General features: G+C 70.4%; 8 protein-coding genes. 1 reads left to right on the top strand and 7 read right to left on the bottom strand.

The window, feature by feature from the left end; translation table 11 throughout:
- Window positions 1–41: 41 nt before the first annotated feature.
- Window positions 42–968 carry a proline dehydrogenase family protein gene (locus ACZ32T_RS18110; RefSeq protein WP_467367740.1) on the bottom strand — a complete coding sequence of 309 codons (927 nt, stop codon included), beginning with the start codon at window positions 966–968 and terminating at the stop codon, window positions 42–44.
- A gap of 176 nt (window positions 969–1144) precedes the next feature.
- Between ACZ32T_RS18110 and ACZ32T_RS18115 the strand changes: the two genes are divergently transcribed.
- Window positions 1145–2284 carry a PucR family transcriptional regulator gene (locus tag ACZ32T_RS18115; protein WP_467265804.1) on the top strand — a complete coding sequence of 380 codons (1140 nt, stop codon included), beginning with the start codon at window positions 1145–1147 and terminating at the stop codon, window positions 2282–2284.
- A gap of 80 nt (window positions 2285–2364) precedes the next feature.
- Here ACZ32T_RS18115 and serA read toward each other — a convergent pair whose 3' ends face one another.
- The 6 genes from serA to ACZ32T_RS18145 form a co-directional block, all read right to left on the bottom strand.
- The gene (serA, locus tag ACZ32T_RS18120; RefSeq protein ID WP_467367742.1) at window positions 2365–3957 is read right to left on the bottom strand and encodes a phosphoglycerate dehydrogenase; all 1593 of its coding nucleotides are present in this window, start codon (window positions 3955–3957) and stop codon (window positions 2365–2367) included.
- Window positions 3958–4255: 298 nt separating this feature from the next.
- On the bottom strand, window positions 4256–5257 hold the full coding sequence (gene ilvC / locus ACZ32T_RS18125) for a ketol-acid reductoisomerase (protein ID WP_389193933.1): 1002 nt from the start codon (window positions 5255–5257) through the stop codon (window positions 4256–4258).
- Window positions 5258–5363: 106 nt separating this feature from the next.
- Window positions 5364–5891, bottom strand: a complete 528-nt coding sequence (gene ilvN, locus ACZ32T_RS18130) for an acetolactate synthase small subunit (RefSeq protein WP_104789338.1) — start codon at window positions 5889–5891, stop codon at window positions 5364–5366.
- 22 nt (window positions 5892–5913) lie between these two features.
- On the bottom strand, window positions 5914–7770 hold the full coding sequence (locus ACZ32T_RS18135) for an acetolactate synthase large subunit (RefSeq protein WP_467265808.1): 1857 nt from the start codon (window positions 7768–7770) through the stop codon (window positions 5914–5916).
- 217 nt (window positions 7771–7987) lie between these two features.
- A complete protein-coding gene (locus tag ACZ32T_RS18140) occupies window positions 7988–10819 on the bottom strand; it encodes a putative bifunctional diguanylate cyclase/phosphodiesterase (protein WP_467265810.1) in 2832 nt (943 codons plus the stop codon).
- A gap of 264 nt (window positions 10820–11083) precedes the next feature.
- Window positions 11084–12034: a 2-hydroxyacid dehydrogenase gene (locus ACZ32T_RS18145; RefSeq protein ID WP_467367744.1), complete on the bottom strand. Its 951-nt coding sequence runs from the start codon at window positions 12032–12034 to the stop codon at window positions 11084–11086.
- Window positions 12035–12037 lie beyond the last annotated feature (3 nt).

Below are 12037 nucleotides of genomic sequence, written 5' to 3' on the forward strand. Positions count from 1 at the left end.
GCCTTGTCTCCTTGGTTGAGGTGGGTGGTCGGCCGGGCGGGTCAGCCCTTGGTGACGACGGAGCGGGCGAAGAAGAGCAGGTTGGCCGGCTTCTCCGCGAGGCGGCGCATGAAGTACCCGTACCAGTCGGTGCCGTACGCCGTGTAGACGCGCATCCGGTGGCCCTCGGCCGCGAGCCGGATGTGCTCGTCGCTGCGGATGCCGTACAGCATCTGGAACTCGTACTCGTCCAGTTTGCGCCCGGCCTGGCGTGCGAGCTCCTGGCCGATGGCGATGAGACGGGGATCGTGCGAGCCGATCATCGGGTAGCCCTCGCCCAGCATCAGGGTCTTCAGGATGCGGACGTACGCCTTGTCGATCTCCGGCTTGCTCTGGTACGCGACAAAGGCGGGCTCCTTGTAGGCGCCCTTCACCAGGCGGACCCGGCTGCCCGCGGCGGCGAGGCGCCGGGCGTCGGCCTCGGTGCGGAACAGGTAGGACTGGATCACGCAGCCGGTCTGCGGGAAGTCCTTCCGCAGCTCCTCGTGGATGGCGAACATCGAGTCCAGGGTGGTGTGGTCCTCGGCGTCCAGGGTGACCGTGGTGCCGATCGCTGCGGCGGCCTCGACGACGGGGCGGACGTTGGCGAGAGCCAGCTCGTGGCCCCCCTCCAGCGCCTGCCCGAACATCGAGAGCTTGACGGACATCTCGGCCCGGGTGCCGAGGCCGAGCTCTTCGAGGCGGCCGACGAGCTCCAGGTAGGCGTCGCGCGCGGCGGCGGCCTGCTCGGGGGTGGTGATGTCCTCACCCACGACGTCCAGGGTGACCTCCAGGCCCTTGGCGGCCGCGTCCTGGATGACGGGGACGACCTGGTCGACACCCTCACCGGCGATGAAGCGGTCGACGACCTGCTTGGTGCCGGGCGCGGCCGAGATGAAACGACGCATCTTGTCGCTGCGTGACGCGGCGAGAATCACGGGACCCAGCACTGGGCACCTCCACGGAGTACGAACGAGGCCGGACCGGTGGGCATGGGAACAGACCGGGACGGCACGGAGAACCACTGTGAAATCTAGGGACCCGTGAAGCCGCCTGCCATCGACAGCTGTCACGCATCCGTGTACTGGATCTCAGACATCTGTCTGAAGGGTGCGAGAATGGCGGGGTGAAGGGCGATTACCAGGAGCTGGTCGACGAGATCTCCGCGCTGCTCAGCGCCCCCGCGACGCTGGAGAACCGCGATTTCGGCCTGGTCGCCTTCGGGGCCCACGACAGCGACGACGACACGGCAATGGACCCCGTGCGTACGCGCTCGATCCTCACCCGGCGCTCCACCCCCGCGGTCCGCGCCTGGTTCGAGGGCTTCGGCATCACCCGTGCGACGGGCCCGGTCCGCATCCCGGCCGCCCCGGAGGCCGGGGTGTTCCGGGACCGCATCTGCCTTCCGGTACGCCACAGGGGTGTCGTCCTGGGCTACGTCTGGCTGCTGGACGCCGACCCGGGGCCGACGGACGGGCAGCTGGGAGCGGCGATGGATGTGGCGTCCCGGATCGGGGCCCTGCTCGCCGACGAGGAGCGGGCGGGCGCGGACCTGTCGCGGGAGTTCGGCGCCGTGCTCGTCGCCGGGCGCGGCTGGCAGCGCGACATGGCGGTGGCCGCGCTGCACGACGCCCTGGGAGCCGACGCGGCCGGGCTCCACACGGTGGTCTGCGTGACCCCGTGGCCCGGCGAGACCCCGTCCGTACGTACGGTGCCCTCGGCGGCGGCCCTCGCCACGGCGCCCTGGGCCGGCGGCCAGGCCCTGGCCGCCCTGGTCCGGCTCCGCTCCCCCGAGGCACTCGACCCGGCGACGACGGCCGCCGAACGGCTGCGCACCACCGCCGGGCCCGCCGCGACCGCGGGCCTCGCCGCCGCCCGCAGGGGCCTGGCGGAGCTGGCGGACTCCTGGCACGAGGCCCTGTCCGCCGCCCGCGCCGCCGCGGCGGAATCCCGCTTCGGCCCGGTCACCGACTGGTCGGCCATCGGCCCGTACCGGCTCCTGACCGCGCTGCCCCGCACCCCGGACGACGAACCGGACCGGGCCGTCCGCCCCCTGCTGGCCCCGCCCCACGCGGAGCTGGCGCGCACCGCCGAGGTGTTCCTCGACCTGGCGGGACAGGCGAGCAGGACGGCCACGGAGCTGGGGATCCACCGCCAGACGCTCTACTACCGGCTCGCCCGGGTCCAGCAGCTCACCGGCCTCGATCTGAACGACGGCGAGGACCGGCTCCTGCTGCACATGGCGCTGAAACAGGCCCGGCTGTGAGTCCCGGCCGTGAGAACGACCGCGCCCGGCGGACAGACTTCGCTCTGTCCGCCGGGCGCGGTCGTAGGTGAGAGGACCGGTCAGTCGGTGAGGTTCACCGAGCGGGCCGAGGCCGCGCCGATCTCGTCCGCGATCTCGTTGAGGACCGACTGCGGGATGGTGTCGTCGACGGTGAGGACGACCAGCGCCTCGCCGCCGGCGTCCTGCCGGGAGACCTGCATGCCGGCGATGTTCAGCCCGGCCTCACCGAGGATCTTGCCGACCGCGCCGACGACGCCGGGACGGTCCTCGTACCGCAGGACGACCATGTGGTCGGCGAGGGCCAGGTCGACGTCGTGCTCGCCGATGGCGACGATCTTCTGGAGGTGCTTGGGGCCGGCCAGCGTGCCCGAGACCGCGACCTCCTCGCCGTTCGACAGCGTGCCGCGGACGGTCACCACGTTGCGGTGGTCCGGCGACTCGGAGCTGGTGGTGAGGCGGACCTCGACACCGCGCTCCTGTGCGAAGAGCGGGGCGTTGACGTAGCTGACGGTCTCGTCGACGACGTCCTCGAAGACACCCTTGAGCGCGGAGAGCTCCAGCACCTTCACGTCGTGCTGGGTGATCTCGCCGTAGACCTCGACGTCGAGACGGGCCGCGACCTCGCCCGCGAGCGCGGTGAAGATCCGGCCGAGCTTCTCGGCGAGCGGCAGACCGGGACGCACGTCCTCGGCGATGACGCCGCCCTGGACGTTGACCGCGTCGGGTACGAGCTCACCGGCGAGCGCCAGGCGGACGGACTTGGCGACCGCGATGCCCGCCTTCTCCTGCGCCTCGTCGGTGGAGGCGCCGAGGTGCGGGGTGCAGACGACCTGGTCGAACTGGAAGAGCGGGGAGTCCGTGCAGGGCTCCTTGGTGTACACGTCCAGCCCGGCGCCGGCGACCCGTCCCTCCTTGAGAGCGGAGGCCAGCGCGTCCTCGTCGACGATGCCACCGCGCGCGGCGTTGACGATGCGCACCGAGGGCTTCACCTTGTGCAGCGCGTCGTCGCCGATCAGGCCGAGGGTCTCGGGAGTCTTGGGCAGGTGCACCGTGATGAAGTCGGAGACCTCGAGCAGCTCGTCCAGCGTGAGGAGCTTGACGCCCATCTGCGCGGCGCGCGCGGGCTGCACGTAGGGGTCGTACGCGACGATCTTCATGCCGAAGGCCGACATGCGCTGCGCGACCAGGACGCCGATGCGGCCGAGGCCGACGACGCCGAGGGTCTTCTCGCTGAGCTCGACACCGGTGTACTTGGAGCGCTTCCACTCGCCGTTCTTCAGGGCGGTGTTGGCCTGGGGGATGTTGCGCGCGGTGGCGACGAGCAGACCGCAGGCCAGCTCGGCGGCGGTGACGATGTTGGACGTCGGCGCGTTGACGACCATCACGCCGGCCTTGGTGGCCGAGGAGACGTCGACGTTGTCCAGACCGACGCCCGCGCGGGCGACGACCTTCAGCTGCTTCGCCGCGGCGATGGCCTCGGCGTCGACCTTGGTTGCGGAGCGCACCAGGATCGCGTCGACGTCGACGATCGCGGGGAGGAGTTCGGCGCGGTCCGCGCCGTTGCAGTGCCGGATCTCGAAATCCGGACCCAGGGCGTCGACCGTGGCGGGCGACAGCTCTTCAGCGATGAGTACGACAGGTTTCGAGCTCACGTGTGTCCTCACAAGTCCAGTGCGGACGGCCGTCCCGACGGCCGCAGGCGGTGGAGGGGCTAGCCGCGTGGAAGACGCACGACACTGTGGGCCCTGACGCGTGTATGTGTTGGAGAGTGTAGTCATGCGACCGGGCACGGACTGCGCCCCGGTGGAAGGATCACCCACACGGGGTGGACGGTCTGTACAGACGTACGGTGCCGCCTCCTGCCACCGCCTCTCCCCGCAGTGACACGGGGTGTGAGGCCGGCCTTGTGCCGGAGGGCAGGCCCTTTCGGACCTGCCCTCCGGCGAGAACTCAGGCGTCCTCGTTGTCGACCCAGCTCATGAGCTTGCGGAGCTCCTTGCCGGTGGTCTCCAGCAGGGACTCGCTGTCGGCCTTCTTGTACTCGTTGTACTTGGGCAGACCGTTGTGGTACTCGGCCATCCACGCCTTGGCGAAGGTGCCGTCCTGGATCTCGGCGAGGACCTTCTTCATCTCGGCCTTGGTGGCGTCCGTGATGATGCGCGGGCCGGTGACGTAGTCGCCCCACTCGGCGGTCTCCGAGATGGACCAGCGCATCTTCTCCAGGCCGCCCTCGTACATGAGGTCGACGATGAGCTTCAGCTCGTGGAGGCACTCGAAGTACGCGATCTCCGGCTGGTAGCCGGCCTCGGTCAGCGTCTCGAAACCGGCCTTGACCAGGGCGGCGGTGCCACCGCAGAGGACGGCCTGCTCACCGAACAGGTCGGTCTCGGTCTCCTCGGTGAAGGTCGTCTTGATGACGCCGGCGCGGGTGCCGCCGATGCCCTTCGCGTAGGAGAGGGCGAGCTCCAGGCCCTTGCCCGTGGGGTTCTGCTCGACGGCCACGATGCACGGGACGCCGCGGCCTTCCTCGTACTGGCGGCGGACCAGGTGGCCCGGGCCCTTCGGGGCGACCATGCAGACGTCGACGTTGGCCGGCGGCTTGATGAAGTCGAAGCGGATGTTCAGGCCGTGGCCGAAGAACAGCGCGTCGCCGTCCTTGAGGTTGTCCTTGACGGACTCCTCGTAGACCTGGGCCTGAATGGGGTCCGGGACGAGGATCATGATGACGTCGGCCTCGGCGGCGGCCTCGGACGGGGTCACCACGCGCAGGCCCTGCTCCTCGGCCTTGGCCTTGGACTTCGAACCCTCGTGCAGACCGACACGGACGTCGACACCCGAGTCACGCAGCGACAGCGCGTGGGCGTGCCCCTGGCTGCCGTAACCGAGGACCGCGACCTTACGGCCCTGGATGATGGACAGGTCGGCATCGTCGTCGTAGAACAGCTCGGCCACTGGGTCTTCTCCTTGGTGTGCAGGTGTTGCGTCCCACCGTACGGCGGGGTGCGTCGGATACGTTGCCGGGTCTCGCCATACGAGCGGCGGAGCGACCCGTGCGGGGTCACGCCGTACGGTCGAGTGCGCGCAGAGAACGGTCGGTGATCGAGCGCGCGCCGCGCCCTATGGCGATGGTGCCGGACTGGACGAGCTCCTTGATGCCGAACTGCTCCAGCATCTTGAGCATGGCCTCCAGCTTGTCGGCGCCCCCTGTCGCCTCGATCGTGACCGCCTCCGGGGAGACGTCCACGGTCTTGGCGCGGAACAGCTGGACGATCTCGACGATCTGGGAGCGGGTCTCGTTGTCGGCGCGAACCTTCACCAGGACGAGCTCCCGCTGGATCGCTGCGGAGGGCTCGAGTTCGACGATCTTCAGGACGTTGACCAGCTTGTTGAGCTGCTTGGTCACCTGCTCCAGGGGCAGGCCCTCGACGTTCACGACAATGGTGATGCGTGAGATGTCGGGATGTTCGGTGGTACCGACCGCGAGCGAGTCGATGTTGAAGCCGCGCCGGGAGAACAGGGCCGTGATCCGGGCGAGGACACCCGGCTTGTTCTCGACCAGGACGGAGAGCGTGTGCTTGGTGGACATGGAGTCGGTCTCTCTCTGTCTCTCAGTCGTCTTCGTTGTCGCCGAAGTCGGGGCGGACGCCGCGCGCGGCCATGACCTCGTCGTTGGAGGTGCCGGCGGCGACCATCGGCCACACCATGGCGTCCTCGTGGACGATGAAGTCGATGACGACCGGGCGGTCGTTGATCGCGTTGGCCTCGGCGATGACCTTGTCGAGGTCGGCCGGGTCCTCGCAGCGGATCGCGTAGCAGCCCATGGCCTCGGACAGCTTGACGAAGTCCGGGACGCGGGTGCCCTTGGCGGCGTTGCCGTCCGCGTCCGGGCCCGAGTGCAGCACGGTGTTGGAGTAGCGCTGGTTGTAGAACAGGGTCTGCCACTGGCGGACCATCCCGAGCGCGCCGTTGTTGATGATGGCGACCTTGATCGGGATGTTGTTGAGCGCGCAGGTGGTGAGTTCCTGATTGGTCATCTGGAAGCAGCCGTCGCCGTCGATCGCCCAGACCACGCGCTCGGGCATGCCGGCCTTGGCGCCCATGGCGGCCGGGACGGCGTATCCCATGGTCCCGGCGCCGCCGGAGTTGAGCCAGGTGGCGGGCTGCTCGTACTGGATGAAGTGCGAGGCCCACATCTGGTGCTGGCCGACGCCCGCCGCGAAGATCGTGCCCTCGGGGGCGAGTTCGCCGATGCGCTCGATGACCTGCTGCGGTGAGAGGCTGCCGTCCTCCGGCAGGTCGTAGCCGACCGGGTAGGTCTCGCGCCAGCGGTTGAGGTCCTTCCACCAGGCGGCGTAGTCGCCGGTGTTGCCCTCGGTGTGTTCCGCCTGGACCGCCTGGACGAGGTCGGCGATGACCTCGCGGGCGTCACCGACGATCGGGACGTCGGCGGCGCGGTTCTTGCCGATCTCGGCGGGGTCGATGTCCGCGTGGACGATCTTGGCGTACGGGGCGAAGCTGTCCAGCTTGCCGGTGACCCGGTCGTCGAACCTGGCCCCGAGCGCGACGATCAGGTCGGCCTTCTGCAGCGCGGTGACGGCGGTGACCGAACCGTGCATGCCGGGCATTCCCACGTGCAGCGGGTGGCTGTCGGGGAAGGAGCCGAGCGCCATCAGGGTGGTCGTGACGGGCGCTCCGGTGAGCTCAGCCAGGACCTTCAGCTCCGCGGTGGCGCCGGCCTTCATGACGCCGCCGCCGACGTAGAGCACCGGGCGCTTGGCCTGGGTGATGAGCTTGGCGGCCTCGCGGATCTGCTTGGCGTGCGGCTTGGTGACCGGGCGGTAGCCCGGCAGGTCCATCGTCGGCGGCCAGCTGAAGGTGGTCTTCGACTGCAGCGCGTCCTTGGCGATGTCGACGAGGACCGGGCCCGGACGGCCGGTGGAGGCGATGTGGAAGGCCTCGGCGATCGTGTGGGCGATGTCCTCGGCGCGGGTGACCAGGAAGTTGTGCTTCGTGATCGGCATGGTGATGCCGCAGATGTCGGCTTCCTGGAAGGCGTCCGTGCCGATGGCAGCGGAGGCCACCTGGCCGGTGATCGCGACCATGGGCACCGAGTCCATGGCCGCGTCGGCGATCGGGGTGACCAGGTTGGTCGCACCGGGACCCGAGGTGACGATGCAGACACCGACCCTGCCGGTGGCCTGTGCGTAACCGGTGGCCGCGTGACCGGCACCCTGCTCGTGCCGGACCAGGATGTGGCGGACCCGGGTGGAGTCCATCAGCGGGTCGTACGCCGGGAGGATACAGCCGCCGGGGAGGCCGAATACGGTGTCGGCGCCGACTTCCTCGAGAGAACGGATGAGGGACTGCGCGCCCGTGAGGTGCTCAACGGTGGCGGAGGACGGTCCGCCGTTACGGGCCCGCGGCTGCGGGTGCTGGGCCCCGGTGGCCTGCTCGGTCATCGGCATTCTCTTCTCGAAGCTGAGGGTTTATGCGGTGTTTTTGTGGAGTTTCGAAAGGTCCCGGTGCAACAAAAAACCCCTCGTGCCGTGAGGCAAGCGAGGGGAGCGCGCCGGTGCGGTCTGCAAGGTTTCCATGAGTGACCCTGCTTCAGCCGACGCGCTTTCCAAGTACGAGAATTCGGGTGCGCATGGCATTGACCCTCTCTCCGGCACGCACACGGTGTCAAGTGGGTGGGACGGGAGTCTCATCATGTGAGCGCCCCTGGAGCGGGATCGCGCCACCCGCCAGCACCGGCTGAGCTGCCGGGCCGATGCCCGGGACGGGGTACTTCCCCCGGGTCAGCGTGCGCCGCAGCCGGTACTCGTCCAGCGGGCCGGCGAAGGCCATTCCCTGGCCGTGCGTGCACCCCATGGCCCGCAGGGCGCGCACCTGTTCGGGGACGTCCACCCCGTCGGCCACGGACTGCATCCCGAGATCTCCGGCGATGCGCAGCAGTCCGCTGGTGATCTTGTGCAGCCTCGCCGACTCGACGACGCCCTCCACCAGGCACCGGTCCAGTTTCAGCACGTCGACGGGGAGCCGGCGCAGAGCGTTGACCGCGGCATAGCCGCTGCCGAAGCCGTCGAGCGCGATCCGGACGCCCAGACGGCGCAGCGCGACCAGCCGTCGCTCCAGCTCGTCGATGGAGATCCGCGGATCGCTGTCGGCCACTTCGATCATCAGGGCGCCGGAGGGCAGCCCGTGCCGGGTCAGGAGCGCCTCCACGGTCCCCAGGGGCAGGGCGCGGTCCAGGAGCCGGGCGGCCGACACGCGCACCGACACGGAGACCGGGTGCCCGGCCCTGGACCGCTCGGCGGCCTGCTCGACGGCTTCCTCCAGCAGCCAGGTGCCGAGCTCGGCGGCTCGGTCGCTGTCCTCGGAGACCCGGAGGAATTCGGCGGGGGTGAACAGGATGCCCTGGGCCGAGCGCCAGCGGGCCTGGGCGGCCACGGCCGCGACCGTGCCGCTGGCCAGGTGGACGACGGGCTGGTGGAGCAGCGCGAACTCGCCGTCGCGCAGGGCCGTGCGGAGCCGTGAGGCGAGCTCCGAGCGGCGGACGACGTCCGCCTGCATCTGGGGGGCGTACAGCTCGACCCGGTCCTTGCCGCTCGCCTTCGCCCGGTACATGGCGAGGTCGGCGTTGCGCATGAGGTCCTTGGGCGTGATGGAGGGCTCGGCGAAGGCGACCCCGATGGAGGCGGCCACCCGCACCTCGCCGGTGCCGATCCGGTACGGCTGGGAGAGCCTGAGGCGCAGCCGGTCGGCGATCTCGTGGACCTGGTACTCCCTGGCGGCCTGATCGCGGGTGCCGTCACCGACGATGAGCGCGGCGAACTCGTCGCCCCCGAGGCGGGCCGCGGTGTCCGAGGTGCGTACGGACTCCTGGAGACGGCGTGCGGCCTGGACGAGGAGCTCGTCGCCCGCCTGGTGGCCGATGGAGTCGTTGACCGCCTTGAAGCCGTCGAGGTCGATGAAGAGCACGGCGGTGCCCGGGTCCCCGGCCCGGCGCCCGCCGAGCGCCTGTCCGACGCGGGTGGTGAAGAGGGCGCGGTTGGGGAGGTCGGTGAGCGGGTCGTGTTCGGCGTTGTGCTGCAGCTGCGCCTGCAGTCTGACCCGCTCGGTCACGTCGCGGCTGTTCAGGAGCAGGCCGCCCTGGTGGCGGTTGACGGTGGACTCGACGTGGAGCCAGTCCCCCGTGCCCGATCTGAAGCGGCACTCGATCCGGGTGGTGGGCTCCTCCCGGGACGGCACGGCGAGGAAGCGCCGCAGCTCGTGGACCACTCCCCCGAGGTCGTCGGGGTGGATGATCGACGACAGCTCGGCGCCGACGAGGTCCTCGGCGTCGCGGAGGTAGACGCCGGCCGCCGCGGGACTGACGTAGCGGAGCCTGCCACTGGGTTCGGCGATCATGATGACGTCGCTGGAGCCCTGCACCAGGGAGCGGAAGTGGTTCTCCTTCTGGGCGAGTTCCTGGGTGAGCGCGATGTTGTCGAGGAGCATGATGGCCTGCCGGAGGACCAGCGCGAGCACGACCGTGCACCCGGTGAGGACCACGACCCGGTCGACCCTGCGGCCCTCCACCACGTTGTACAGGATGCCGAGGGTGCAGACCGCAGCGGCCAGATAGGGCGTGAGGGCGGCGAGGGACCCCGCGATCGGACGGCTCACGGCCCGCGGCTCCAGGGAGGGGGCCTCGACAGCGTTGTCCTGGCCACGGCGGACGCCCCAGGGGGCGTAGGCCAGGAGCAGGGAGCCGGCGAACCAGCCCGCGTCCAGCAGCTGGCCCGACTGGTAGGCCGAGCGCAGCAGCGGGGCCGTGAACAGGGCGTCGCACAGCACTGTCAGGGCGAGGCCGGCGATGGCGGTGTTCACCGCGGAGCGGTTCATGTTGACCCGCCGGAAGTGGAGCGCGAGGACCATGGAGACCAGCACGATGTCGAGCAGCGGATAGGCGAGCGAGAGCGCCGCCCTGGCCGTACTCTCGCCGGCGGCGTTGGCGACATGGGCGGTGTGGGCCAGTGCGAGGCTCCAGGAGAGCGTCAGCAGGGACCCTCCGATCAGCCAGGCGTCCAGCACCAGGCAGACCCAGCCGGCCCGTGTGACGGGCCGCTTGGCCAGGACGAGCAGCCCGACGATGGCGGGCGGCGCGAAGCAGAGGAAGAACAGGTCCGCGAGGGAGGGGGCGGGCACGGGTCGTCTCAGCACCACCTCGTACCACCCCCAGACCGCGTTGCCCCCGGCGGCCATGGCCGAGGAGAGCGAGAAGAGGAGCCAGGCGGGCCGGAACCGGCTGCCGCCGGAGCGGGCGTAGAGGAAGCAGGACACCGCGGCGATCAGAGCGGCGACGCAGAGTCCGAAGTCACCCATGAAGAGGGCGACTCCGGGCGATCCCCAGCCGAGGGCGGCCCCCACCGCGTATCCGGCGCAGACGGCGCCGAGGGCGAGCTGGGATCGGAGCCCCACGGCCCGTCCCGAGGCCGGCCGCCTGGAGAGCAGGGCCGCGAGGGCGCTCACCGGGAAGCTCCACGGTCGGCCCCCGGGGCCCTCGCCGCCGCCCGCCTCGCCTGCCCGCCACGCCGCGTCGGATCGTCTCTCCGCTGGCCGAACATGCCCGTCGCCCCCTCGCGTTCCGCTTCCCCCGGCACCGTCCCTTCCACGGTGCGGCCTCCTTGTGGACGATACACCAGAGTCGTCACTCAGGGACATACCTTCTCTACTCTCCGTTACCACCTGCGGCGTTGTCGGGACGGAGAGCGCCGGAACCGCTGCGGAGCGTGGTCAGCCGGTGGTGAGTACGAGGTTGGCGACCGGCTCTCCCGCGGCGAACCGGGTGAGCTGTCCGGCCAGCAGGCGCTTGGCCCGGGGCAGGAACGCGGAGGTGCTGCCGCCCACATGGGGGGTGATCAGTGTGTGGGGAGCATGCCAGAGAGGATGGCCGGCGGGCAGCGGTTCGGGGTCGGTCACGTCGAGCGCGGCGCGCAGTCGCCCCGACTCGAGCTCGGCCAGCAGGGCCGTGGTGTCGACGACGGCGCCACGCGCGACGTTCACGAGCAGCGCGCCGTCGCGCATCGCGGCGAGGAAGCCGGGGCCCACCAGCCCCTGCGTGGAAGGGTTCAGCGGGGTGGACAGGATGACGATGTCGGCCTCGGGGAGAAGGGCGGGCAGCTCGTCGAGCGCGTGCACGGGGCCGCGCGCGGTTGTCCGTTCGGAGCGCGCGACGCGCACCACCCGCGCGCACTCGAAGGGTTCGAGCCGGTCCTCGATGGCCGCGCCGATCGATCCGTATCCCACCACGAGAACGGACTTGTCGGCGAGCGCCGGATAGAAGCCGGACCGCCACTCCTCCTTGTCCTGGCCGTGCACGAAGCCGGGGAACCCCCGGAGCGAGGCGAGGATCAGGGCGAGTGCCAGCTCGGCCGTCGAAGCCTCGTGCACGCCCTTGGCGTTGCACAGCCGCACCCCGGCGGGCAGCAGGCCGAGCCCCGGCTCCACGTGGTCGATGCCCGCGGAGAGGGTCTGGACGACCTGGACGGCCTTCATCCCGTCGAGCGGGCGGACCGCGACCTCGGAACCCTTCATGTAGGGAACGACGTAGAAGGCGCAGTCGGCGGGGTCCGCGGGGTAGTCCCGGCCGCCGTCCCAGAAGCGGTAGTCGAGACCCTCGGGAAGGCCGTCGATCTCATCGGCGGGAAACGGCAGCCATACGTCGGAAGCAGATGTAGAAGTCATGGT

It is taken from the genome of Streptomyces sp. NPDC023573 (assembly GCF_055559735.1).